Annotated in this window: 26 protein-coding genes; 11 read left to right on the top strand and 15 right to left on the bottom strand. The window is 65.9% G+C overall.

The window, feature by feature from the left end; all coding sequences use genetic code 11:
* Positions 1-153 precede the first annotated feature (153 nt).
* Entirely contained in the window at positions 154-1,110 is a 957-nt protein-coding gene (locus ATE70_RS24185) for a nuclear transport factor 2 family protein (RefSeq protein ID WP_156419635.1), read from the top strand.
* On the opposite strand, the gene ATE70_RS08010 is transcribed toward ATE70_RS24185, so the two are convergent.
* Together ATE70_RS08010 and ispG are read right to left on the bottom strand one after the other, a co-directional pair.
* On the bottom strand, positions 1,107-1,538 hold the full coding sequence (locus tag ATE70_RS08010; protein ID WP_197411408.1) for a hypothetical protein: 432 nt from the start codon (positions 1,536-1,538) through the stop codon (positions 1,107-1,109). The genes ATE70_RS24185 and ATE70_RS08010 overlap by 4 nt on opposite strands.
* 62 nt (positions 1,539-1,600) lie before the next feature.
* Positions 1,601-2,752 (bottom strand): flavodoxin-dependent (E)-4-hydroxy-3-methylbut-2-enyl-diphosphate synthase, encoded by a 1,152-nt coding sequence (ispG, locus tag ATE70_RS08005; protein ID WP_058537388.1) that lies wholly within the window; start codon positions 2,750-2,752, stop codon positions 1,601-1,603.
* 263 nt (positions 2,753-3,015) lie between these two features.
* Between ispG and ATE70_RS08000 the strand changes: the two genes are divergently transcribed.
* The gene (locus ATE70_RS08000; RefSeq protein ID WP_058537387.1) at positions 3,016-3,768 is read left to right on the top strand and encodes a TorF family putative porin; all 753 of its coding nucleotides are present in this window, start codon (positions 3,016-3,018) and stop codon (positions 3,766-3,768) included.
* A gap of 81 nt (positions 3,769-3,849) precedes the next feature.
* Here ATE70_RS08000 and ATE70_RS07995 read toward each other — a convergent pair whose 3' ends face one another.
* The 4 genes from ATE70_RS07995 to ATE70_RS07980 form a co-directional block, all read right to left on the bottom strand.
* Complete coding sequence (locus tag ATE70_RS07995) at positions 3,850-4,998, bottom strand: alpha-hydroxy acid oxidase (RefSeq protein ID WP_058537386.1); 1,149 nt, start codon at positions 4,996-4,998, stop codon at positions 3,850-3,852.
* A 112-nt stretch (positions 4,999-5,110) separates the two neighbouring features.
* Positions 5,111-6,382, bottom strand: coding sequence for an FAD-dependent oxidoreductase (locus tag ATE70_RS07990; RefSeq protein ID WP_058537385.1), 1,272 nt, complete (start codon positions 6,380-6,382; stop codon positions 5,111-5,113).
* On the bottom strand, positions 6,372-8,036 hold the full coding sequence (locus ATE70_RS07985) for an amidohydrolase (protein ID WP_082639680.1): 1,665 nt from the start codon (positions 8,034-8,036) through the stop codon (positions 6,372-6,374). Before ATE70_RS07985 ends, ATE70_RS07990 begins: the two co-directional genes overlap by 11 nt.
* On the bottom strand, positions 8,033-8,911 hold the full coding sequence (locus ATE70_RS07980; RefSeq protein ID WP_156419634.1) for an NAD(P)-dependent oxidoreductase: 879 nt from the start codon (positions 8,909-8,911) through the stop codon (positions 8,033-8,035). Before ATE70_RS07980 ends, ATE70_RS07985 begins: the two co-directional genes overlap by 4 nt.
* A gap of 59 nt (positions 8,912-8,970) precedes the next feature.
* Here ATE70_RS07980 and ATE70_RS07975 point away from each other — a divergent pair, with 59 nt between their 5' ends.
* The 4 genes from ATE70_RS07975 to ATE70_RS07960 all read left to right on the top strand — a co-directional run bounded on the left by ATE70_RS07975 (position 8,971) and on the right by ATE70_RS07960 (position 11,755).
* Positions 8,971-10,221, top strand: a complete 1,251-nt coding sequence (locus ATE70_RS07975) for a threonine ammonia-lyase (RefSeq protein WP_058537383.1) — start codon at positions 8,971-8,973, stop codon at positions 10,219-10,221.
* 150 nt (positions 10,222-10,371) lie between these two features.
* Positions 10,372-10,773, top strand: a complete 402-nt coding sequence (locus tag ATE70_RS07970; RefSeq protein WP_058537382.1) for an acyl-CoA thioesterase — start codon at positions 10,372-10,374, stop codon at positions 10,771-10,773.
* 23 nt (positions 10,774-10,796) lie between these two features.
* Positions 10,797-11,267, top strand: a complete 471-nt coding sequence (locus ATE70_RS07965; protein WP_231732623.1) for a GNAT family N-acetyltransferase — start codon at positions 10,797-10,799, stop codon at positions 11,265-11,267.
* Positions 11,264-11,755, top strand: coding sequence for a GNAT family N-acetyltransferase (locus tag ATE70_RS07960; RefSeq protein WP_197411407.1), 492 nt, complete (start codon positions 11,264-11,266; stop codon positions 11,753-11,755). Before ATE70_RS07965 ends, ATE70_RS07960 begins: the two co-directional genes overlap by 4 nt.
* On the opposite strand, the gene ATE70_RS07955 is transcribed toward ATE70_RS07960, so the two are convergent.
* Positions 11,756-12,235, bottom strand: coding sequence for a MarR family winged helix-turn-helix transcriptional regulator (locus ATE70_RS07955; RefSeq protein ID WP_058537380.1), 480 nt, complete (start codon positions 12,233-12,235; stop codon positions 11,756-11,758).
* Positions 12,219-13,538, bottom strand: coding sequence for a S41 family peptidase (locus ATE70_RS07950; RefSeq protein WP_058537379.1), 1,320 nt, complete (start codon positions 13,536-13,538; stop codon positions 12,219-12,221). The genes ATE70_RS07955 and ATE70_RS07950 overlap by 17 nt, the downstream gene beginning before the upstream one ends.
* 162 nt (positions 13,539-13,700) lie before the next feature.
* Here ATE70_RS07950 and ATE70_RS07945 point away from each other — a divergent pair, with 162 nt between their 5' ends.
* Complete coding sequence (locus ATE70_RS07945; protein WP_058537378.1) at positions 13,701-14,135, top strand: VOC family protein; 435 nt, start codon at positions 13,701-13,703, stop codon at positions 14,133-14,135.
* Between the two features lie 279 nt (positions 14,136-14,414).
* Complete coding sequence (locus ATE70_RS07940) at positions 14,415-15,578, top strand: helix-turn-helix transcriptional regulator (RefSeq protein WP_058537377.1); 1,164 nt, start codon at positions 14,415-14,417, stop codon at positions 15,576-15,578.
* Between the two features lies 1 nt (position 15,579).
* Here ATE70_RS07940 and ATE70_RS07935 read toward each other — a convergent pair whose 3' ends face one another.
* Together ATE70_RS07935 and ATE70_RS07930 are read right to left on the bottom strand one after the other, a co-directional pair.
* Positions 15,580-16,275, bottom strand: a complete 696-nt coding sequence (locus ATE70_RS07935; protein WP_058537376.1) for a class I SAM-dependent methyltransferase — start codon at positions 16,273-16,275, stop codon at positions 15,580-15,582.
* Entirely contained in the window at positions 16,268-16,726 is a 459-nt protein-coding gene (locus tag ATE70_RS07930) for an RrF2 family transcriptional regulator (protein WP_058537375.1), read from the bottom strand. Before ATE70_RS07930 ends, ATE70_RS07935 begins: the two co-directional genes overlap by 8 nt.
* Before the next feature lie 246 nt (positions 16,727-16,972).
* Between ATE70_RS07930 and ATE70_RS07925 the strand changes: the two genes are divergently transcribed.
* Positions 16,973-17,491, top strand: a complete 519-nt coding sequence (locus tag ATE70_RS07925; RefSeq protein ID WP_058537374.1) for a GNAT family N-acetyltransferase — start codon at positions 16,973-16,975, stop codon at positions 17,489-17,491.
* Positions 17,492-17,634: 143 nt separating this feature from the next.
* Here ATE70_RS07925 and ATE70_RS07920 read toward each other — a convergent pair whose 3' ends face one another.
* From ATE70_RS07920 to ATE70_RS07905, 4 genes are all read right to left on the bottom strand, one after another.
* The gene (locus ATE70_RS07920) at positions 17,635-18,384 is read right to left on the bottom strand and encodes an esterase/lipase family protein (protein WP_058537373.1); all 750 of its coding nucleotides are present in this window, start codon (positions 18,382-18,384) and stop codon (positions 17,635-17,637) included.
* 126 nt (positions 18,385-18,510) lie between these two features.
* Positions 18,511-19,689: a PQQ-dependent sugar dehydrogenase gene (locus ATE70_RS07915; protein WP_058537372.1), complete on the bottom strand. Its 1,179-nt coding sequence runs from the start codon at positions 19,687-19,689 to the stop codon at positions 18,511-18,513.
* A 162-nt stretch (positions 19,690-19,851) separates the two neighbouring features.
* Positions 19,852-20,487: a sigma-70 family RNA polymerase sigma factor gene (locus tag ATE70_RS07910; RefSeq protein ID WP_058537371.1), complete on the bottom strand. Its 636-nt coding sequence runs from the start codon at positions 20,485-20,487 to the stop codon at positions 19,852-19,854.
* A complete protein-coding gene (locus ATE70_RS07905; protein ID WP_058537370.1) occupies positions 20,487-20,714 on the bottom strand; it encodes a NepR family anti-sigma factor in 228 nt (75 codons plus the stop codon). The genes ATE70_RS07910 and ATE70_RS07905 overlap by 1 nt, the downstream gene beginning before the upstream one ends.
* Before the next feature lie 292 nt (positions 20,715-21,006).
* On the opposite strand from ATE70_RS07905, the gene ATE70_RS07900 reads away from it, so the two are divergent.
* Positions 21,007-21,561, top strand: coding sequence for a sigma-70 family RNA polymerase sigma factor (locus tag ATE70_RS07900; protein WP_082639700.1), 555 nt, complete (start codon positions 21,007-21,009; stop codon positions 21,559-21,561).
* Between the two features lie 139 nt (positions 21,562-21,700).
* On the opposite strand, the gene ATE70_RS07895 is transcribed toward ATE70_RS07900, so the two are convergent.
* The gene (locus ATE70_RS07895; RefSeq protein WP_058537368.1) at positions 21,701-22,495 is read right to left on the bottom strand and encodes a response regulator; all 795 of its coding nucleotides are present in this window, start codon (positions 22,493-22,495) and stop codon (positions 21,701-21,703) included.
* A 207-nt stretch (positions 22,496-22,702) separates the two neighbouring features.
* Here ATE70_RS07895 and ATE70_RS07890 point away from each other — a divergent pair, with 207 nt between their 5' ends.
* A complete protein-coding gene (locus ATE70_RS07890) occupies positions 22,703-24,250 on the top strand; it encodes a sensor histidine kinase (RefSeq protein ID WP_058537367.1) in 1,548 nt (515 codons plus the stop codon).
* The last annotated feature ends 23 nt before the right edge of the window (positions 24,251-24,273 follow it).

The following is a 24,273-nucleotide window of genomic DNA, read 5'->3' as shown; positions in this document are numbered from 1 at the left end:
TCCTGCTGAGGGGGACGTTGCGGCGCTTTTAACGAGCGGAGGGCAGGGGGCAATGGCGCTTATCCGGTCAGCGAGAAGGTGCGCCCTTGTCGCCGCGCCAGCACCCTGTAATCAGGAACGGCGACAGGGTGGCGCAAACGACGGGAGATGCCGATGCCGATGGTGAGCGCGCGATTGCTGGTGCTGGCGTTGCTGGTGGGGGGCGCGGGCGTTTCCGCCATTGCGCATTCGGCGCCGGTCGCTCCGCCCGCCCAGATCATCCGCGACGGTCAGCGCGATTTCGATTTCGAAATCGGGACGTGGGCAACCGAGGTGCGTGTGTTGCGCAATCCGCTTTCGGGCAAGCCGCCGGTCTGGGCCGAGTATCGCGGCACGAGCCTCGTCCGAAGCCTGATGGAAGGCCGCGCGAACAGCGTCGAACTGTCGGTTGCGGGGCCGGCGGGGAAGATCGAGGGCATCTCGCTGCGGCTTTACGATCCTGGTGCCCGCCGGTGGAGCCTCAACTTCGCGAGCCTGCGCGACGGGGCGATGACCCCGCCGGTGGTGGGCGGTTTCGGCGCCGACGGGCGAGGGGTCTTTTATGGCGTGGACAAGCTGGGCGAGCGCCCGATCCGCGTGCGGTTCGTCATCACGCAGGTCTCGGCCGACGAAGCACGCTTCGAGCAGGCTTTTTCCGCCGACGACGGCGCGACATGGGAAGTGAACTGGATCGCGGTCGACCGGCGCGCGAAATCGGCGGTCGCCTTGCCCGCCGATCTCGCGCAGGCGGTGGAAGCCCACAATCGCGCGACGGTGGCCAAGGACATTGCTGCGCTAAGCGACTTGGTGACCGACGATTATCTGCTCGTGAATTCCGACGCGACGATGCAGGACAAGCGCTCCTACCTCGCCGATTTCGAAATGCCCGATTTCCGGATCGAGCCGTTCACGATCGAGCAACCGACCTATCGCGTCGATGACGACGCAGCAGTGACGGGCGGGCTATTGACGCTGCGCTGGACGCAGCGCGGACGGCCGGAGAGCCGCCGCCTGCGCATCGGCCATGTCTGGGTCAGGCAGGGCGACCGCTGGCGCATCGCCTACACCCAGCTGACGCGCCTTCCGGATTAGCGCGGGTCGGCGCGCGCGTTCCGGCGCGAAAAGACGATCGCGAGCGCGATGATGACAAGCGCGGGCTGGCCGATCACCGCGGGCGCATCGGCCCAGAAGGTCGCGGGACCGCAGATGCCGGCGGCAACTTCATAAATGTGGAGCAGGCCGTGGAAGGTCAGCCACAGCCCGCCGACAAGGGCGGCGCGCCAGCGGAGCGAGGGGTTGATGGTCGCATATAGCAGGATCAGCCCCGACCCCAGATAGGCGAGCCCGATGTCGCGGATGAAATGCGCGTTGGGCGGGCCGGTGGTGACGACAGTCGGCACGAAGACATACCAGTCGAGCGGCTTGACCAGCATGAAGATGCCGTTGGCGATCGTCGTGACCGCGGCGATGAGCAGCAGGAGCTGGGCAAGCCGGTCGAGGGCGTCGAACTTAGCGGTCATGTCTCGCCTCCTCGATCAGAATGGCGCGAGGCTAGTCCCTGCTGACACGAATGTAAAAAGCTTTACGCCGCCTTGCCGTGCAGCGTGTCCATGCTCACCGAACTGCCCGCGTCGATCTCGGCCGCCTTCGCTTCGACGAGCTTGACGATGTGGCTGATCATGTCGGCGTCCTCGACATGATGATCGGTTACCCCCGACAGAAAGACCATATGCTTGCCGTTGCCGCCGCCGGTGATGCCGATGTCGGTTTCGCGCGCCTCTCCCGGGCCGTTGACGACGCAGCCGAGGACCGAGAGCGACATCGGAGTCTTGATGTGGCTGAGCGCGTCTTCGAGCGCCTGGACGGTGCGGATGACGTCGAAGCCCTGCCGCGCGCAGCTGGGGCAGGAGACGACGCGGACGCCGCGGGTGCGCAGGCCCAGCGATTTGAGGATTTCGTATCCGACGCGCACTTCCTCTTCGGGTTCGGCCGAGAGGCTGACGCGGATCGTGTCGCCGATGCCCGCCCACAGGAGGTTGCCGATGCCGAGCGCTGATTTGACCGTGCCGCCGATCAGCCCGCCCGCCTCGGTGATGCCGAGATGCAGCGGGCAGTCGACCGCGTCGGCGAGCTGCGCATAGGCGGCGACCGCGAGGAAGACGTCGCTCGCCTTCACCGCGACCTTATATTCGTGGAAGTCGTGATCCTGGAGCAGCTTGATATGGTCGAGCGCGCTTTCGACGAGCGCCTCGGGGCATGGCTCGCCATATTTCTCGAGCAGGTCTTTCTCGAGGCTGCCCGCGTTGACCCCGATGCGGATCGCGCAGCCGTTCGCCTTCGCGGCGCGGACGACTTCGCCGACACGCTCCGATGAGCCGATATTGCCGGGGTTGATGCGCAGGCACGCGGCGCCGGCGTCGGCGGCTTCGAGCGCGCGCTTATAGTGGAAATGGATGTCGGCGATGATCGGGATGCGCGACGCGCGGACAATTTTGCCGAGCGCCGCGGTCGACTCGACGTCGGGGCACGAGACGCGGATCAGGTCGGCGCCGGCTTCCTCGCAGCGGCGGATCTGGTCGATCGTCGCCACCGGATCGCTGGTCAGCGTGTTCGTCATCGTCTGCACGCTGATCGGCGCGCCGCCGCCGACGGGGACATTGCCGACCATGATCTGGCGGCATTCGCGCCGCGCAATGTCGCGCCAGGGGCGCAGGCCGGGGTTGTGATCGCTCATGGTGCGGGCTCGACAAAAAAGGGAGATATGCGCCGCTCTTTAGCCGCCCGTGGGCCGCTTGGCAAAGCCCGGCGTGTGCGAGGCGGATTGTTGCTCGAAAGACACAGTTTGACACAGATTAGCAACTGTTGAGCAATTTTTGTTTGTGCGTCGCAGCAAAATCGGCAATTTCATACGCGTTCGACGTTACAGGCCCGTACGAAGAGGCGTGAACACGCAACGGCAGGCTGGGACGATCCGTTTTTTATTTAGGGGGATCACCCATGAAGTTTCTTACCAAGGCGTGTTTCGGCATGCTGCTCGCCGCATCGGCCCTGTCGACGCCCGCCTTCGCTCAGGAAGAAGAAGCGGCCAGCGGCCCGTTCACGCTTTCGGGCGGCATCGCGGTCACCTCGGACTATCGCTTCCGCGGCATTTCGCTGTCGAACGAAAAGGTCGCCGTGCAGCCGACGCTGACCCTCAGCCATGAAAGCGGCCTCTACGCCGGCGTCTGGGGCTCCTCGCTCCCCGACAGCGATGCCTATGGCAAGTTCGAACTCGACCTCTACGCGGGCTTCAACACCGAAATCGCCTCGGGCACGACGGCCGACATCGGCGTGACCTACTACACCTATCCGGGCAGCCATGACGGCGGCGCGCCGACCGATTATTTCGAAGGCATCGGCAAGCTGTCGCACGACATCGGTCCCGTCTCCGTCACCGGTATGGTCGCCTATGCGCCGAAGCAGAATTCGCTCGGCGACGAGGACAATATCTACCTGAACCTCGGTGCCGGATTTGGCATTCCCAACTCGCCGGTCACACTGACCGCGGGCGTCGGCTATAACGACGGATCGCTCGGCCTTGTGTCGCCCGACGGCAAATATATCGACTGGTCGGTCGGCGCGTCCTTCGTCGCCGGTCCGGCGACCTTCTCGGTGCAATATATCGACACCGACGTCAAAAAGTCGGGCATCAAGGCGCTCGATACGCTTTACGATCCAACCGTGGTCTTTACGCTGGGCGCATCTTTCTGATCGCCTAGCGGGTCAGCGACCACGCGCTAAGGGGACGGCTTCGGGGGAGGCCGTCCCCTTTTTCGTGCGCGAAAGGCGGGATTACCGCCAGCGAAGATTTTGGGGGCCGAGATCCGACAGGGTCTTGGCCCCCATCAATTTCATGCCGCGCTCCATCTCGGCGCGCAGCAGCGCGATCGCGCGCGCGACGCCATCCTCGCCCGCCGCGGCGAGCGCGTAGAGATAGAGGCGGCCGCCCGAGCAGGCCTTTGCGCCGACCGACAAGGCTTTCAGCACATGCGTGCCGCGCGTGATGCCGCCGTCGCAGATGACCTCGACCCGGTCGCCGACCGCGTCGACGATGTCGGCGAGCGCATCGAAGGGGGAGATGCTGCCGTCGAGCTGGCGCCCGCCGTGGTTGGAGACCATGATCGCGGTGGCGCCGATGTCGGCGGCGCGTTTCGCATCCTCGACCGCGACGATGCCCTTCAGGCAGAAGGGGCCGTCCCATTTCTTTCGGATCGCCTCGGCGCGCTTCCAGTCGAGGCTCTGGTCGAGCATCGAGGTGAAATATTCGGCGACCGATTTGGGGACGCTCGACCCTTCGGAGACGTGCGTCGCAAGGTTCGGCAGGCTGAATTTTTCGCGGAGGACATAGTTGAGACCCCAGCCGGGCTTGGCGGCGTAGCTCAGCATATTCGATGCGGTGAAACGCGGGGGCGAGGTGAAACCCGAGCGCAGGCAACGTTCGCGATTGCCGCCGACGATCGTATCGACGGTGAGCGCGACGGCGTCGAACTTCGCATCGCGCGCGGCGTCGAGCATCGCCTGGTTGAGCCCCTCGTCGTGGTGGACGTAGAGCTGGAACAGTTTGGGGCCGTTCGTCAGCGCGCCGGCTTCGGCGAGGCTGATCGTCGCGAGGCTCGATATGCCCGCGACGGTGCCCGCGTTCGCGGCGGCGCGGAGGACGGCGCGCTCGCCCTGCCAGTGGAACAGGCGCTGGAGCGCGGTCGGCGACAGGAAGAGCGGCATCGCGATCTCGCGCCCGAACAGCGTCGTCCTCATGTCGACGCTTTCGACCCCGGCGAGGACGCGCGGGATCAGGTCGCAGCTGTCGAAGGCTTCGCGGTTGCGGCGACGGGTGACTTCGTCGTCGGCGGCGCCGTCGATATAGTCGAACACCGGCCAGGGCAGGCGGCGCTTCGCGAGCGCGCGGAAGTCGTCGATATTGTGACAGTCGGTGAGTTTCATGTTCTGGATTTCCGTTCGCATCGAGCGAAGTCGAGATGCCGTGAAGGCATGCGCCGCCGATGGGTGTCTCGACTTCGCTCGACACGAACGGGTTTTGAAATCCAGCTTGTCATCAGAACACCGTGCGCGCCGCCACCGTCCCCTTCGACGCGAAGCTGAAGCGCGGTTCGACCGCGAGATTCTTGTCGAGGATATGGGCTGCGACGCGCTTGCCGACCGCGGGGCCATTCTTGAACCCGTGGCCCGAGCCGCCGCCGACGAGCCAGACATGCTCCTGCCCCGGGAAACGGTCGATGAGGTAATCGCCGTTCGAGCTATTCTCATATTGGCAGACGCGACCGCCGATCAGCGGTGCATTGGCGAGTCCGGGAAAGCGGCGCTGCATGTATGCGCGCGCCTCGGCGATCCCTGCCGGGGAGAGCTGGCGTTCCATCGTGTCGGGGTCGATCGCCGGACCATGGACGTCGATCGCGATCTTGAATCCCGCGCCTTCGAGGTCGGGGATGCCATAGACGATGCGGCCATTGTTGAAATCGGCCCACACCGGAAGCTCGGGCGGGGCGAAGCGGCTGTCGCCCTGCGGCGCGCCGAAATGATAGACCTCCTGCCGCGTCGCGACGATCTTGTTCATCAATTGCTGCGGGAAGAGTTCGGCGAGCCACGGGCCTGCGGCATAGACGAGATGGTCGGCGGTGCCGCCGTCGGGGAGCCTGTGCTTCTTGATGCGCTTCGAAAAGAGCGGTGCGGGCATCACGACGCGCTCGACCTCGATCTGGGCGTCGGCGATGACTTCCTGCACGCCGCGCGCGGCGATCAGCGCGCCCGTCTCGGTCTCAAGAATGCCGGTCTCGCCCTGATAGAATTGGATCTGGCGGTACTTTTCCTGCAGCCAGCGGACGTCCCCATGCTCGTGGCCGACGCGGTTCGCCTGCAGCCAGGCGAGCGACTGCGCGGTGTAGGCGTCGCCCTGCGGTGCGAACCACAGCACGCCGGTGTTGTGGAAGATCGGCGCGCTCGCGGTGTCGGAGAGGTCTTTCCAATATTTGAGCGAGTCGCGCGCCATCTCCGAATAGATGGTGTCGGCGCCGTATCCCATGCGGATGACGCGGCTTTCGCCTCCCGACGAGGCGCGTGCGTGGCCCGCACCATAGGCGTCGAACAGCCGCACCGTCTTGCCCGCGCGCAGCAGATGCCACGCGGCCCACGCGCCGAACACGCCCGCGCCGATGATCGCGACATCGACGTGCTGGACCTTGGGCTTCGCGGGTTTGCGTTTCTTGGGCTTGCGTTCCTTGCGCTCGGCGGCCGCGGCGGCCGCCGCGGCGACAGGCAGCGCCGCGAGGCCGGTGAGCAGCGCCCGCCGGGTCGGCACGTCAGCGGCCAACGGTCGCGCCCTCCTTCTTCTTGTAATAGCGATAGCCGCCGATCCATGTTTCGAGTGGGGTCATTTTACGAATTTCGTCGGGGCTCGCGAGCATCGGGTCGGCCTCGACGATCAGGAAGTCTGCGCGCATCCCGGGCATCAGCGTGCCGATGCGGTCCTCGGCAAAACCGGCGAAGGCCGCGGTGCGCGTGAAGCCGTCGAGCGCGGTTTCGCGCGTGACGATCTCCTCGGGGCGCCAGCCGCCGAAGGGCTCACCCTTGGCATCGGTGCGCGAAATCGCGGCGGCGATGCTGGGGAAGGGGTTCGCGCTTTCGACCGGGACGTCGGAGCCGAAGGCGAGGCGGACGCCCGCATTTTCGAGGCTGCGCCATGCATAGGCGCCCTTGAGCCGGTCGGGGCCAAGGCGGGCTTCGGCCATGACGCGGTCGCTCGTCTGGTGAACGGGCTGCATCGAGGCGATGACCTTGAGCGTGGCGAAGCGCGGAATGTCGACGGGGTCGATGATCTGCGCATGCTCAATGCGCCAGCGGCGCTCGCCGGGCAGGTCGGCGGTGAGGTCGGTGATCGCGTCCAAAGCCTCGGCGTTGGCGGCGTCGCCGATCGCGTGGATCGCGACCTGGAACTTGTCCATCGACGCGCGCACCATCTTGTTGCGGAGCTGCGCGGGGGTGAGCAAAGCCAACCCCTTCTGTCCCGGCGCATCGCTGTACGCCGCCTTCAGCCACGCGCCGCGCGAACCCAATGCGCCGTCGAGCAAGAGCTTCACCCCGACCATGCGCAGGCGGTCGTCGTAGAGCCAGGGCGTCGGTTCGGACCCCGCGATGATCGCCATATTGTCGATGTCGGCGCCGTAGCTGAGGATGCGCACCGAAAGCTGTTTTTTGTCGCCGGCGCGGCGATACGCCTGCCAGTCGGCGATGCTGGTGCCCATGTCGGCGATCGTCGTGATGCCCTGTTCGAGCAATTTCTGTTGCGCGAGGTACAGCGCGCGGTCGAGATCGCGCGCGAGCGGTTTGGGCTTGGCGCTGTCGATCAGGCTCATCGCGGCGTCGACGAACACCCCGCTCGGCTTGCCGGCTTCCATCTCGATGCGTCCGCCCTCGGGCGCCTTGCTCGCGGGCGTGATCCTGGCGGCGGTCATTGCCGCCGTGTTGGCCCAGCCGGCATGGCCGTCGACGCGTTCGAGCCAGACGGGCCGGTTAGGCACCGCGGCGTCGAGGTCGGCGGCGGTCGGGAAACGGCCGAGGCCCCATTTTTCCTGATTCCACCCCGATCCGATGATCCACGGCATTTCGGGATTGTCGGCGGCATATTTGCGGATCGCCGCCTGCGCCTCGGCGAGGCTGTTCGTGTTCGACAGGTCGAGCAGCATCAGCTGGAAGCCCAGACCCATGACATGGCCGTGCGCGTCGATCAGGCCCGGGATCAGCGTGCGGCCCTTGCCGTCTTCCTTGAAATCGGGGCGTTCGGGGCGCTTGTCCTTGCGGTCAAGCAACTGCTTGACCTTGCCCTGCGTGTCGATGACGAGGCCGGTGAAGCGGACGAGCTTGCCGTCCTTGTCGAGCGTGATGCCGTTGACATTGTCGACCAGCGTATCGGCGTGCGCGGGGGCGGCGAGGGACAGCACGAGGGCGGTCAGGATCAGGCGCTTCACTTGGGGAGCCTCGTCACGAGCGAGCTGGTGTCCTTTCGCCCGCCGCCGGCCTTTTGCACATCGGCGTAGAATTGATCGACGAGGCTGGCGACCGGCAAGGTCGCGCCGTTGACGCGCGCTTCGTCGAGCGCGAGGCCGAGGTCCTTGCGCATCCAGTCGACCGCGAAGCCGAAGTCGAACTCGTCCTTTGCCATCGTGCCCCAGCGGTTGAGCATCTGCCAGCTCGCCGCGGCGCCGCCGGAGACCGCCTCGAACACCTTGTCGGTGTCGAGTTTCGACGCCTGCGCGAACCGCAGCGCTTCGGAGAGTCCCTGAACGACCCCGGCGATGGCGATCTGGTTGACCATCTTGGTCGTCTGCCCCGCGCCGGGGCCACCGATATGAACCATGCGCGCGGCATAGGCCTGCATCACCGGCTCGGCGGCGTCGAAGGCGGCCTTGGTGCCGCCGCACATGATCGAGAGCGTGCCGTTCTGCGCCCCGGCCTCGCCGCCCGAAACGGGGGCGTCGACGCAGAGGAGGCCAAGCCCCTCGGCCTCGACCGACAATTGCCGCGCGATGCGCGCGGAGACGGTGGTATGGTCGACGAACAGCGCACCCTTGCGCATCGCCCTGAACGCGCCGTCGCGGCCGAGCGTCACTTGCGCGAGATCGTCGTCGTTGCCGACGCAGGTGAGGACGACATCCGCATCCCTTGCCGCTTCGGCCGGGGTCGATGCCGCCGCGCCGCCATATTGCGCGACCCAGGCGTCCGCCTTGGCGCGCGTGCGGTTGTAAACGGTGAGGTGGTGGCCCGCCTTGACGAGGTGGCCTGCCATCGGTCCGCCCATGACGCCGGTGCCGATGAAGCTGATGCGCAATTTTTGTTCGCTCATGGCCAAGTCCATAAGCATAGTTTGCGCGGCGCGCCAGATAGGCTAGTGCGCTTGCCGTTATGACAGATCAACTCACCCTGACCTCCGCCGCCGATTTACCGGCGATCACATTGGACGATGTGCGCGCGGCGGCAGAGCGAATTAACGGCGCGGTCGTGCGCACCCCGACGCTCCATTCGCAGACGCTGTCCGAAATGGTCGGCGCCGAGGTGTGGCTGAAGTTCGAAAATCTGCAGTTCACGGCGGCGTACAAGGAACGCGGCGCATTGAACGCGCTGTTGTTGATGGCGCCCGAAGCGCGCGAACGCGGTGTGATCGCCGCGTCGGCGGGCAATCATGCGCAGGGGCTCGCCTATCATGGCAAGCGCCTCGGCGTCCCCGTCACCATCGTGATGCCGAGCACGACGCCCCAAGTGAAAGTCTCGCAGACCGCGAGCCACGGCGCGACGATCGTGCTGTTCGGCGAGAAGTTCGACGATGCCTATGCGCATGCGCGCGAGCTGGAAGTCGAGCGCGGGCTGACCTTCGTCCATCCCTTCGACCATCCGCACGTCGCGGCCGGGCAGGGGACGGTGGCGCTCGAAATGCTCGAGGATGTGCCCGAGCTCGACACGCTGATCGTGCCGATCGGCGGCGGCGGGCTGCTCGCGGGTATGGGCACCGCGGCGCGCGGGATCAAGAATGACATGCGCCTGATCGGCGTGCAGGCCGAACTCTATCCGTCGATGTACGCCGAGCTCAACGGCGTCGATATGGCGTGCGAGGGCGACACGCTCGCCGAGGGCATCGCGGTCAAGGAACCGGGGTCCTATACGCGCAAGCTGGTGGCCGAACTCAACGACGATATCGTGCTGGTCGCCGAGCGCCATCTCGAGCGTGCGGTCAGCCTGTTGCTCCAGATCGAAAAGACGGTGGTCGAGGGCGCGGGCGCCGCGGGGCTGGCGGCAATGCTCGCGCACCCGGAAGAGTTTGCGGGGCGCAAGGTCGGGCTGGTGCTCACCGGGGGCAATATCGATACGCGGCTGCTCGCGAATGTGCTGCTGCGCGACCTTGCGCGCTCGGGCCGTATCGCGCGCCTGCGCATCCGCTTGCAGGATCGTCCCGGCGCGCTGTTCAAGGTGATGAAGCTGTTCGACGAGAAGCAGGTCAACATCATCGAAATCTATCACCAGCGCATCTTTACGACGCTGCCCGCCAAGGGGCTGATCACCGACATCGAGTGCGAAGCGCGCGACCGCGAGCATCTCGACAGCCTCGTCGCGGCGCTCCGCGATGCTGGCTATATGGTGACCACCGTCGAACTCGCATAGACTATGCCGATATTCAGCCCGTGGCGGGCTGCGAACGGCCGTCTCCTGCGCTTCCGGTGCTCACGTACAAAAATACGCTGCGCTCCGGTTCGCGGAGCCAGCCATTCTCGCTCCATCACGAACTGAATCTCGACATAGTCTGGGCGGCCGATGAAGGAATATAGTCTCGAACTCACTGCGACGCCCGAGAGCATCGACGAGCTTGGCCACGTCAACAATGCGGTGTGGGTCCAGTGGATCCAGCAGGTCGCGACGGGGCATTGGGACGCGGCGGCCCCGCAGAGCCACAAGAACGCCTATATCTGGGTCGTGGTGCGGCACGAGATTGATTATCTGCGCGCGCTGGGGCCGGGCGAGACGGTGACCGCGCGGACGTGGGTCGCCGACAAGCCGCAGGGCGCGAAGTTCGACCGCTTCATGGAATTCACCGGCGCCGATGGCAAAGTCCATGTCCGCGCGCGGACGGTGTGGGCGCTGCTCGACAAGGCGAGCGGGCGGCCGCTGCGCGTGACGGCCGACGTGGTCGCGCCGTTCGTCGGCGATGCGGCATGAGCGGGGCGGGACGATGGCGGCAGATGCGTGAGGCCGACCTGTCGGTCGTCGTCACGATTTCCGACGCGGTGCACGGTGCCTTTACCGAGCCGTTGGAAACCTTCGCCGACCGCCTCGCGCATTATCCGGCGGGGTGCGCGATCCTTGAACGCGACGGTGCGTCTTTGGGTTATCTGATCAGCCACCCCTGGCCGCGCGATGCTGCGCCGCCAAAGCTTGGTGCGTTGCTGGGGGCAATTCCGGTGTCAGACAGCTATTATCTCCACGACATTGCGCTGCTGCCCGCGGCGCGCGGAACCGGCGCCGGGGCGACGGCGACCGCTTTCGTCGTCCACCAGGCCGAAGTCGAAGGCTGCCGCGATATCCGGCTGGTCGCGATCCAGGGCGCCGACAGCTATTGGCACGCGCAAGGGTTCGCCTATGTCGGGACCGCCATAGAAGGCCCCTATGGACCGGGGTCGCACCTGATGCAGCGCGCGGTCGAAGCGGCATGACGGCGCTGGTTATCCGTCCTGTCAGACCCGACGACGCCGCCGCGATCTGGGCGATCATCGAGCCGGTGATCCGCGCGGGCGAGACGCTGACGCTCGATCGCGGGATGAGCGAAGCGGCGGCGCTCGCTTACTGGTTCGACACCGACAAGGAGGCGTTCGTCGCCGAAGAGGGCGGCGTGATCCTCGGCACCTATTATCTGCGCGCCAACCAGACCGGCGGCGGCGCGCATGTCGCCAACGCGGGCTATGTGACCGGTGCGGCGGCAACCGGGCGCGGGGTCGCGCGGGCGATGGGGCTGCATTCGATAGCGCATGCGAAGGCGCGCGGCTTTCGCGCGATGCAGTTCAATTTCGTGGTGAGTGCGAATGTGCGCGCGGTCGGGCTGTGGCAGTCGCTGGGGTTCGAAGTCGTCGGCCGCCTGCCGGGCGCTTTCGATCATCCGGTCGACGGTTTTGTCGATGCGCTGGTGATGTTCCGGACGCTCTGACTATTCCCGGATGCGTTCGCGCAGTGGCTTGTCGGCCAAGGCCTTGAGCGCCTTCAGTATCGCGCCGTGAACGTCGCCGACCTCTTCGAAGAGCGCGCGATAGACCTCGCCTATCCGCACGCTATAGGCGTCGATGCGGGCGAGCTGGTCGTGACCCGCATCGGTCAGCCGGAAAATCTTGCGCCGCGCGTCGGCGGGATCGGCGTGCTGGGTGATCAGGCCGAGGCGGAGCAGCGCGGGGCATTTCTGGATGACCAGCTGATGCGACTGGCCGAGTGCGCGTGCAAGGTCGGCGGCCGAGGCTTCGCCAGCCTCGACGAGCGCGGTGAGCAGCGAGCAGGACCGCACGGGGACGGTGATGCCGGCTTCGTCGAACAAGGGACGCGTCTGTTCCTCGATCCGCTGGCTCAGCGCTTCGCTGAGGCGGCCGAGGAACGAGATGTCGTCGAGATCGGTCGAGATGTCAGTCGAGGCGGGCATAGGTCTGGGTTGTTCCATCGCGGTCGATGCGTTCAAGCGCGGTGACCTTGCCGCCTTTGCGCACGATGCGAAAGCGGAAGTCGCGCACGCCTTCGATCGCGAGCAGGTCGCCGGCGAGCGGATCGAGTGTCAGGCGAAAGCGTTCGCGCCAGGTGTAGAGCAATTTGCCCCCGACGAGGTCGATGCGCCGTCCTTCGTAGCGGCCGGCGATGGCCTTGAGCGCGGTCGTGGTCGGCTGCGGGCGCGCGGCGAGCTCGGGGGCTAGCCAGTCGGCGTCGGCCTGCTTCGCCGGATCGGCCTTGGCCAGTTCAGCGAGCGCGAGGCGGTGCGCGACGGCGAGGGCGTCGGCCGACGGGACCAGATGGTCGGGCGTGACGCCCTGTCCCTCGAAATCGCTGCGGTCGATAGGGTCGCGGATCTGGCCGATCGGCACCTGCACGAAAAAGTCGGTGCCGACGGGCTTGCGGTCGACCGGATGCGCGCCGCCCGCGGTGCGTTCGCCGACCAGCGTTGCGCGGCCCAGTTTCTTGAGCGTGTAGGCGAACCATTCGGCGGCGGAGAAGCTGGTCGAGCCGGTAAGGACATAGACGGGTTTGCCGGTCAGCCGTTTCGCGGGCAGCGCGGGGAGCACCCATTGGCCGCGTTCGACGCGGCGGCCGTCGAGATTATAATAATAGTCGAAGAGTTCCTGATCCTTGTCGCCGCGGAAGAGTTGGCTCGCGAGCAGCTGCGCCATCTCGAGATAGCCGCCATTATTGTAGCGCAGGTCATAAATCACCGCGTCGCCATTCTCGATAAAGCGCATCGCCGCCGCGGCCGCGTCATAGCCGGGTTCGGGGTCGGCGAAATGCGTGAGGTCGACATAGGCGATATTGCCGTCGAGATAGCGAAGCCCGGCAAAGCCGAAATTTTTCCGCACCTCTTCGCGCCGTTCCGTTTCGCGCAGCGCAGCGGCGCGGGCGGGATCCTGCCGCGCGGCATAGTCGGCGACCCATTCGGGATCGACCCCGACCGAGAAATGCAGGTCGTTGCTCGCGGCGACCAGATCGTCGGTCAGCTCGCTGGCGAGCGTGCGCCGGTCGGTCGCGGCTTCATAATCACCGGCGTCGAGGTGGCGGCGGAGCGTTGCGGCGATGGTCTTCGCCTTGTCGGGAAAGACATAGTTCGCCTCAAGCGTCTGGCCGAGCTGTTCGACCACCGCGCGCTTGTCGGCGGCCGTGAGCGGCGCGTCTTGCGCTGCGGCGGCGCTTCCCATCCATGCGGTGGTGGTGATCAGAATTGCAGCCAAATGCCGAATATTCATGCGTTTTCCCGTCCGTTATGCGATTCGTACAATATATTGCGCAATATGTTGTAATTATCGTCGATGCAAGCCCTACGCTCGATTGAGGCGGCGGAAGCCGTGGGAACCATCGGGGTGCGAAGCGGTTTTCCGTGTGCGGCGCGGGCAGGAGAGGAGTGATCCATGGAAACGCAATTGCTGCACCGCGGGCGGTTGATCGATCATATCCAGCTGGTGGTCGCCGATCTGAAGGCGAGCCGCGCCTTTTACGGCGCGATCTTCGATGTCCTCGGCGTGCCGATTGGCGGAGAGGCCGAGGATTATTTCTGGGCCGATGAGCTGTTCGTATCGACGAAAGACAGTCAGGCGGCGCTCGGCAAACTGACGGGGCGGCACCATCTGGCGTTTCAGGCGGCGGACCGCGCTGCGGTCGATGCCTTTTACAAGGCGGGCCTCGCGGCGGGCGGGCGCGACAATGGCGCACCGGGCGAGCGGCCCTATCATCCGGGCTATTATGCGGCTTTCCTGCTTGACCCCGACGGCAACAATATCGAGGCGGTCTATCATGGTGCGCATGAGCGTAGCGCGCCGTCGGTGGAGATCCGCTTCGAAGGTTGATGTCCGCTTGGGGTAGAGCCGCCCCGGCCATCGCGCCCGTTCCGCCAGTTTTCGGCGCATAAAAATGAAGTCCGCCGGCAAGCCGACGGACTTCAAGAGAGCAAGATGGCCTTGGTTCCACCTTCCTCGGGTCGCACCCGTTCAATGGCCGATTCGGTGGATTGTTTCACTACCCACGTGGGTAGGAGACATAATATTTTCGTTTTATCGCATTGCGCTTGCCTTCGCGTCTCCGCTCCTCTCAAATGAGATTGCTGCGGGTCTTCTGGGGGGAAGTGCATGCAGAGCGACCAGCTATCGACCTTTCCGTCCGACCATAATGCGCCGGCCGAATGGGAAGTGCTCAACGCGCTGATCGGCAAAATCTATGATTCGGTGCTGCATCCCGAAAGCTGGAACGAAACCCTTGCCCGCATCACAGGCACCCTTTGCCCGTTAAGCTGGGAAGCCGCCTTCATCCTCTGGGAAAGCAGCAATCCGCCGAGCGCACGTTTCGTCGCCGCGACGGGTCTCGCCGCCGGTATCCAGGAAATCTACACCGCGGTCTATGCCGGCAGCCATCCGTGGTCGCGCAAGTTCCAGCGCTATGGCAACGGCAGCGTCATCGATAGCTATGACATCATGACGCGCGAGGAATTTTATGAGAGCGAATTCTTCCGCAATTTCCTGAAACCCTATGGCATCGACCGGCTTGTCGGGGTGTTGCTCGACCGGCGCGACGGCGACCGGCTCGGGCTGATGCTGCCCGGCCCCGGCGACCGCGACGTCGAGCGGTTGAAGCGCGGCCTCCGCGTCCTCGCGCCGCATATCCAGCGCGCGATGCGGATCAGCGACCGCATCGCCTCGCTCGACCTTGCGGCGGGCGCCGCGCGCGCCGCCGCCGACGCCGCGCCCTTCGCGATTTTCAGCCTCGACGACCAGCTCAATATCCTTGCCGCGAACAGCCGCGCCGCGCGCTATGAAAAGGCGGGCTTCATCCGCATCTCGCAGGACCGCTTCGCCTTCACCCATCCCGCCAGCCAGAAACACTTGCTCGACCTCGTCAAAAGCTCCGACCCCGCCGGCCTCGCTTTCCAGACGGTCGGTGATGCGGGCGCCGAATGCCCCGTGCTCGTCGCGCGCGTCACGCGCCAGTCGGCGCAGCAGCTCGGCGGCCTGCGCCTTGGCGCGTCGCTGATCGTCACCCTCGGCAGCGCGCCGGGCGAAACCCCCGTGGTCGAAATCGACCGCGTCGCGCAATGGTTCGGGCTCACCCCCGCCGAAGCCCGCCTCGCCGTCGCGCTCGCCGCGGGCGACACGCTGAAGGACTATGCGGCGCTGCGGGCGGTCAGCGTGAACGCGGTCCGCTTCCTTCTGAAAGGGATCTTTCGCAAGACCGGCGTGACCACGCAGGCGCAGCTCGTCGCGCTGCTCGCGCGGTTGCCTGGGCCGGGAGCGAATTAGGTCAGGCGTAGCCGACCCAGCCGCGCCAGGTGAAGGCGGCGTAAAATTGCTCGACATCGTGGAAACCCGCAGCGCGTAGCACGTCCTCGTCGGCTTCGGGGCTCAGCATCGCGACGTGGGTGGCGACGGCTTCGCGGCCCTTGGCGACCTGTTCGGGGTCGCCGCCCGATGCGATGGCATAGGCGGCGTAGCGGTCGAGCCAGCGGTCGCGTTCGTGTGCGCCTTGCGGGAAGCTGCCGTGCGCCGCGACGAACGGGGCGCCGGGTTTCAGGCGGCGCTGGATTTCGGCGGCGGTGCGGGTGCGCTCTTCGATGTCGAGGAAGTGGAGCGTGAGGAGGCACGTCGCGCCGTCGAACGGCCCCGCGGGGGCGTCGTCGATATAGCCTTCGATCAGCTCGGCGCGGTGGGCGTTCGGGCCGAGCACCTCGGCCGCGAGGTCGAGCATCGGTCCCGCGGGATCGACGCCGGTGAAGCGCCAGCCGGGATGCGCCTCGGCCATCGCCTTCATTTCGCTGCCGCCGCCCGCGCCGAGCACGAGGATATGCGCGTCGTCGGGGACGCGTTCGGCAAGCAACAGCCCGGTCATGCGGTGGAGCCCGTCGAGCCCGGGGACAAAGCGCCGCGGCCCTTCGGTATAGCGCGCGACCGCGGCGGGGTCCTTGAAGCTGTCGAGGAAATGCTGGGCGCCTTCAGCCATGGATATGCTCCTGTGTTTGGGGGGATCGCGCGGCCATGCGCGCGTGGAAATCGGCGGCCAGCGCCGCGAGCGTCACCTCGCCGAAGCGCGTGAGCAGCAGCGCCTCGGCATCGCGAAAGCCGGTGTCGAGCGCGGCGTTGACCGCCTGCTCGACGAGGCAGCCGGGCGCTTCGGTGCGGTTGCCCATCGCCATCAGGCTGGGCTGGCCGATCGCGTCATAGACGTCGCGCATCGTGATTTGACTAAGGTCCTTCGCGATCGTCCAGCCGCCGCCGTGGCCCTTTTCGCTGTGGACGAAACCCGCATCGCGCAGCCCGCCGAGGATGCGGCGGATCACGACCGGGTGCGTCTGCATCGCCTTCGCGAGCTGGTCCGAGGTCATCGGGGTGCCCTGGTCGGCCATATGGAGGAGGACGTGGAGCACGCCCGAGAGTCGGCTGTCGCGTTTCATGTAACTTTAAATAGTGCGTGAAATGCGATCGTCAAGGCGGGGCTTGATCGGGAAACGCGGCGCTGTTAGGTCCGCTCGCGATGACCAACGACCAATCTCTCCGATTCAAGGCGTATTGGCGCTCCTTTACATAGGAGCGGCATGGCATCACCTGTGACCATCGCCGCCGTGTTCGGACAAGGCGAATGGTCATCATCACACCACCAACCCCCCGTCACGGCGTGCGCTTTTTGAAGAAGACGCGACATGACCGATACCTTGCTTGCCCTGTCGACCGACCATTGCCGCATCACGCCGCTTTACGCCGATGATGCGCGCGCCTTGTCCGCGATCACCGACGAGACGGTGACGTCGCAGGTCCATTTCCTGCCCGCACCCTTCACCGAAGCCGACGCGCGCGCGCTGATCGCCAAATCAGGAGGCGGCGATGTCTTTCATGCGGTGCGCGACGAAAGCGGCCTCGATTTGAGCGGCGTGATCGGCGTCCACCGCCGCATGGGGCAAGAATATGAGATCGGTTACTGGTTCGCGGCGCGTGTGCGGGGCAAGGGGATCGCGACCGAGGCGGTGCGCGCGGTCGTCGGGGCGCTCGCGACGTCGCGGCCGGGCTGTTCGATCGTCGCCGAATGCCATCCCGACAACGAGCGCTCGCGCGCGTTGCTGCGCCGGATCGGTTTTGTGTCGACGGGGCGCGCGGGGAAACGGCCGGGGCGGATGTTGATGGCGTGGCGCGCGGCGCCCGCCTATCGCATCGATGTCTGCTGATCGATCCTCCCTGTCGCGAAGCGATGGGCAGGTGGCAGCGGCGCAGCCGCTGACGGAGGGGCGATGGTGCGACGTCGCGGCCCCTCCACCACGCCCTTCGGGCGCGGTCCCCCTCCCCATGGCTTCGCCACGGGGAGGATCGTTTAGTCGGGCTCTGACACCTCTTCGGTCAGCGCCTTGACGATCGCCGCCACGGAGGTCGGCGCATAGGCGAAGCCCATATGGCCGCAATCGACCTCGACCTGCCGGTCGCTTTCGTGCGGAAGCCCGCGTGCGCTGCTGACCGCGACGACGCCGTCATGCTTCGACCAGAGCGCGAAGGTCGGCATTTCGGGGCGCGGCGCGGGGTGGAAGTCGATCGGCGGATTGTCGACCGGGTGGCGCGCGACGAGGTGATAGAGGCGCCACGCGCGGTTGGCGCGGCGGCTGCCCGAAAAGGGCGAGCCCAATGTGACGACGCGCGCGACCTTGTCCGGGTGATGCTTGGCATATTCGCGCGCATAGATGCCGCCAAGGCTCCACCCGACGAGCGCGGGGGCATAGCCGGTGCGGTCGATGATCCATTGCACGCGGGTGTCGATGCGATCGATGATGTCGGGGGTCGCGCCGCGGTTGAAGCCGAGACCCCAGGCGTAACAGCGAAAGCCGGAGCGGCGGAGGTCGGCGCGCAGCCCCTTGGTTGCCCAGTCGCCCGACAGGAAGCCCGGGAGGACCATCACCGGCGGATGCTCGCTGTCGGGATTGGGTTCGGGCGGCAGCGGCCGGATGCGGCCGCCGATGGCGCGCGCCAGCGACCCGATCTCGCGCCACAGCAACGCCAGCGGCGGCAGTGCGTCGGGATCGGGAATGCGCGCGGGCCATTCGGCGCGCCGGGTGAGGAAGCCGCGGATCATGGGGGCGATATAGTCATGATTGGTCCCCGGCGAAAGGCGCCCGGAGGCACGTGACTCCGGGCGCGGTCCAGAAACATCGCGCAATCTATCATGGGCCCCGGCTTGCGCCGGGGAACAGAAAGGACGCTATTTCTTCGGAACCAGCCTCACCAGCTTGCCGTCCTCACCGTCGGTGAGCAGCCAGATCGTGCCGTCGTCGCGCACCTCGACTTCGCGGATGCGCTGGCCGAAGTCCCAGCGGTCGGACTTGTGGAGTTTGTCGCCGTCGACGGCCATGCGGATCAGCCCTTCGCCCGACAGCGCGCCCATCAAGAGGCTGTTCTTCCAGCCGCGATAGAGGTCGCCGTCATACCAGACGAGCCCGGCGGGCGAGACCGACGGGTTCCACCAGAGTTTGGGCGCCGCGAATTCGGGGCGCGTCGGATGGTCGGGAATATCCTTGCCGTCATAATGATCGCCGTTCGACACGATCGGATAGCCATAATTCGCCTTGACCTCGACGAGGTTGACCTCGTCGCCGCCCTTCGGCCCCATTTCCTGGTTCCACAGCTTGCCGGTGCCGTCGAAGGCGAGGCCAAGGATATTGCGGTGGCCGAGCGACCAGATTTGCGCGGTTACGCCGCCTTCGCTGGCGAAGGGATTGTCGGCCGGGACGCTGCCGTCGAGATTGAGGCGCAGGACCTTGCCGAGATTTCCGGTCATGTCCTGCGCGGGCGTGAACTTCTGGCGCTCGCCCGATCCGATGAAGAGATATTTGCCGTCGGGCGAGACGGCGAGGCGGTGCGAATAATGGCCTTGCCCGGTGACCTTGGGGTTCTGTTTCCAGATGATCTGGAGCCCCTCGAGCGCGGGCGCGGCGCCCTGTTTGAGCTTCGCCTTGCCGACGACGGCGCCATAGGTGTTGCCGGGGCCGGGCTCGGCCCAGCTCAGGTAAATCGTGCCGCTGGTCGCAAAGTCGGGCGCGACGATCACGTCGCCGAAGCCGCCCTGACCGCCAAAGGCGACCGCGGGGACACCCGCGACGTCGAGCGTCGGGCCGCTTTCCTGCCAGAGTTTCAATTTGCCCGATCGCTCGGTGATCAGCGCCGCGCGCGTGCCGGGGACGAAGGTCATCGCCCAGGGTTCGTTAAAGCTCGCGATTTCCTTGACCGTGAAGGGCGCGTCGGCGAGCGGCGTCGCGGGCTGCGCGCCCGATGCGTCGAGTTTGGCAGTGTCGGCGGGCGCCGCTTCGGTCGATGCGGGAGCGGCCGAGCAGGCGGCGACGGCCAGCGCGGAAATCAGGGCAAGATGCGGCAGGTTTTTCATCGAAAGGGGCTCGCTTTGCTGGGGAAGGACGCGTCGTTCTGACGTGACGGCTGCCGGTTGTCGAGAGGTACGAGTATATCGTCGCCCCCGCGAAGGCGGGGGCCGCCGTCGGCCTTGCGCTATGTAGCCAGCGGCCCCCGCCTTCGCGGGGGCGACGGGGAACTAGCGGCTCGCGGCCTCGCGCCGCGCGGTGATCGTCTCGACGCTGTCCATGATCGCATCGACCGCTTCGCTCGACGGCGGCGCGTCGGCGCGTTTCTGCGAAAACTGGCCGCTGTTCATGATCTCTTCAAGCGCCGCGCGCGCGCGAGAGACGCGGCTTTTCATCGTACCGAGCGCGCAGTCGCAGATGCTGGCGGCTTCCTCGTAGGACAGTCCGCCGGCGCCGACGAGGATCAGCGCCTCGCGCTGGTCCTGCGGCAATTCCATGAGCCCGCGCTGGAGGTCGGCCATCTCGCCGCTGTCTTCCTGGCTGGCGGGGGTCGACATCGTGCGCTCGACCGCGGTCTCGTCATATTCGCCGACAAATTTATTGCGGCGCATCTGCGACAGAAAGGTGTTGCGCAGGATGACGAAGGTCCACGCCTTGATCGAGGTGCCGCGTTCGAACCGCTCGCGCGAGGCCCACGCCTTGACCATCGTGTCCTGCGTCAGATCGTCGGCGAGGTCGGGGTTGCCCGACAGGCTGCGGCCATAGGCGCGCAGGTGGGGGATGACACCGGCAAGCAGCGTCTTGAATTCGCTGTCGGACAGGGTTTCGGCCTGCGGCTGCGAAGCAGCGGCGGTGGGTCCGGTCATTATTGCTTCGGGCTTTTCTGATCGAGCTGAGAAAGAAGGTCGAGCATATTGTCGGGCAGCTTTTCGGCGACGACATTGCCATAGATCATGCGCAGCTTCGCGCTCACCGGCTCGGGCGCCTGCCGCCCGGTCAAGGTGCGATGCCACTGGTCGCCCGTCGTGCCGGGAAAGCTTCCCGGCGTGCGACGTGCATCGGCGCCGGGGGGGAGGGGGCCCTTGCCGTTCATCCTGTTGTTGCCTTGCGTAGCCATGCCGGAGCAACGACGAAAACGGCCGGGGGTTCCCCGCTTGCTGGTTTTTTCGACGAACGGTGTTGCGATAAAAGCACAATGTCAGGCCCGGCCGGCGTCGGTTACTGCCTCTTTGGGTGCGCTTTTGGTTCCCATAAGGGATTCAACCCGCTAAGCCCCTGGTCCATTCAGCGGTGCTTCAGGGCGCCCAAGCGATCAGGATTGTGTGACTAGCGACGAAACGCCTCAGCCGCTCGACGATGCCAGCTTCAAGCGTGAACTCGCGGCGATGTTGCCGCATCTGCGCGCATTCGGGCGCAGCCTGACGGGTAACGCCGACCTTGCCGATGACCTGGTGCAGGAAACGATGCTGAAGGCGTGGAAGGCGCGCGCGCAATATGTGCCGGGGCCCGCCAGCATGAAGAGCTGGGCGTTCGTCATCCTGCGCAATTGTTTCCTGTCGCAGATGCGGCGCAAGAAATTCACCGCCGAATATGACGAGCTCGCCGCCGAGCGGTTGCTCGTCGCGCCCGACGATCAGGACGACAGCCTGCACCTGGCCGACGTGCAGCGCGCGCTGATGATGCTGCCGGTCGACCAGCGCGAGGCGCTCGTGCTGATCGGGGCCGGGCAATTATCCTATGAGGAAGGTGCGGCGATCTGCGGCTGCGCGGTGGGCACGATGAAGAGCCGCGTATCGCGCGGCCGTACCGCGCTGCAAGCGATATTGGAGAGCGGCGAAATGCCGCGGCGCAGTACCGACGTCATGCCATCGAGCGAGGCGTTTCGCACGATCATGGACAATGTCGATCAGCTGACCGCGAACGGTCCCGCCGGCGATTGACGAAAATTGCCGTCATTCCCGCGAAGGCGGGAATCCCGCTCCTTGTGCCGCGTCTGGTAGGACGGCTACCCGTGTCGCAGGCAGGATAAAGCGGGATTCCCGCCTTCGCGGGAATGACGAATTGGGAGAAATGGGGCCTTTACGCCGCGAGCTGCGGGGTGAAGAGCAGGCTCTGGCTGATCGCCGCGCGCACGGTGTTTTCGCGGAACGGCTTTGAAATCAGGAAGGTCGGCTCGACGCGGCCGCCCGTGAGCAATTTTTCGGGAAAGGCGGTGATGAAGATCGCCGGGACCGGCGCGATCGCCAAAATGTCCTGCACCGCGTCGATCCCCGACGATCCGTCGGCAAGCTGGATATCGGCGAGAACGAGGCCTGCGTCGGTCCGTTCGAACGCGGCGACCGCATCCTCATGCGTCGTCGCGATGCCCGCGACGCGGTGGCCGAGATCGCGCACGATCTGTTCGAGCTCCATCGCGATCAGCGGCTCGTCTTCGATGATCAGCACCGAGGTTTGCGATTCGCGGTCGAGTTCGCCGACCGCATCGGCGAGCAATGTTTCGACCGTCGGCCCGTCGGTTCCGGTGATCAGCCCGGCCTCCTCGACCGAAAAGCCCTCGAGCGCGGTGAGCAACAGGATCTGCCGGCCGAGCGGCGTGATCTGGACGAGGCGCCGATGCGCGGCGCGGACGAGCGGGTGCTCGCCCTCATCGCTGTCTTCGCCCTCGTCGATATAGGCGCTTTCCCAGATGCGGTGAAAATTGCGGTAAAGGTCGATCCGGGTGCCGTCGCCGCTGTGGAATTCGTCGGGGGCAGCGACGATGACTTCGAGCGTCGTGTGGACGAAATTGTCGCCATGCTGCTGGCTGCCCGTCAACGCGCGCGCGTAGCGGCGCAGGAAAGGCAGGTGCCCGCGAAGTTCCTCACCCAATGTCATCAAAATTGCTCCCTCTTGTGACCAGTCATACGCCTCCCGGCGCGGGTCGGTTCCGCCTGGCGGCGCAAAGAGCGACGCCGGCCGTTGCAACTTGTCGCGCCCCAATGCGTAGAGTCAGCCGGGACGCGATAAAAATGCGGCGTAAGTAAGTGGAATATCACCGCTTTCCTGTATCGCCGCAAGCATGCTTTTGTAGGGACCATTTTCATGGCAGAGCGGCGCCCCGAGGATATGAGCGATGCGGGGCCATCAGCATCGCAGGGCAGCGAGGGACGAGGTTTGGCGGAAGGGGGAGACGAAGCTGCAGCACGCGCCGAAAGGCTGCGTCTCGACACGCTTCGCGAATATCGCATCATGGACACTCCGCCCGAACAGGCGTTCGATCGTGTGACGAAAATGGTCGCCGACCTGTATGGCGTGCCGATCGCGCTGGTCTCGCTGGTCGACGATTGCCGCCAATGGTTCAAGTCGGCCTATGGCCTCGATACCCCCGAAACGCCGCGCGAGTGGAGCTTTTGCCAATATGTCATCGCCGACGACCGGCCGGTGATGGTGACCGACGTGCTGGGCGATCCGCGCTTTCGCGACAATCCGCTGGTGACCGGCGAACCGCACATCCGCTTCTATGCCGGGGTGCCGCTGCGCGCTTATAACGGCGCGATCCTCGGCAGCCTTTGCGTGATCGACCGCGATGAGCGCAAAGCGCTCACCGATATCGAGCTCGAACGGCTCGAGGATTTCGCCGGGATCATCATGGCCGAAGCCGACCTGCGCCGGATCGGCGCCGAGCGCGACGAGGCGCGCCGCACGCTCGAACGCGCGCTCGATTTTTCGGGAATCGCGTCGTGGCAATATGATCCGCGGACCGACCGGCTGCGCACGCAGGGCGCCGGCGCCGAACTATGGGGTTCCGAATTCCAGGCGATGCTGGCGACCGGCAACGGATTTTTCGACCTGGTGCATCCCGACGACCGCGCCGCGTTGCGCGAGATATTGAAGGAAGCGATCGCGAACGGCACGCCCTATGCGGCCGAATATCGCGTCCTCAATCCCGAGCGCGGGCTGCGCTGGAATGCCGTGCGCGGCGACTGGGACGTGCGGGCGGACGATGCGATGCTGACCGGGGTGAGCATCGACATCACCGAACAGAAAAGCCGGCAGGAAAATGCCAATCTGCTGATGCGCGAACTGCACCACCGGATGCGCAACCTGTTCGCGACGGTCAGCGCGATCATCTCGTTGACCCGCCACGCCGCGCGTGACGTCGACGATTATGTCGAACGGATCAGCAGCCGGCTCGACGCGCTCAACCGCGCACAGAATGTGCTGCTCGGCGCCAATTTCATGACCGGGTCGATGCACGCGCTGATGCGCGAGGTCGAGGCGGCCTTTCCGCGCATCCGCTGGTCGGGCCCCGACCTGCTGCTGCCCGAAAATGCGCTGGTCGCGATGGCGCTGGTGTTCAACGAACTCGCGACCAATGCGGTCAAGCATGGCGCACTGATGAACGACGGAGGACGCGTCGAGATCCACTGGTCGCAGGACCCGGAAGGCAACGAGTCGCGGATGTTTCGCCTGACCTGGACCGAAACCGGAACGCAGGGGTTGGTCGGGCCGCCCGACCGTACCAGTTTCGGCACGTTGCTGATGGAACGCAGCGTGCGCAACAATCTGGGCGGCTCGATCGCGCGCCACTGGGAGCCGACCGGGCTGGTGGTCGACATCGCGCTGCCCGCAAAGTGGCGCGAGGCCTAAACGCGCCGAACCGATTTGTTCTC

Origin of the sequence: Sphingopyxis sp. H053 (assembly GCF_001468225.1) — a bacterium.
Taxonomy (GTDB): domain Bacteria; phylum Pseudomonadota; class Alphaproteobacteria; order Sphingomonadales; family Sphingomonadaceae; genus Sphingopyxis.
The sequence above is the reverse complement of the archived record's forward strand: the minus strand, read 5'-3'. Positions and strand labels throughout refer to the sequence as shown.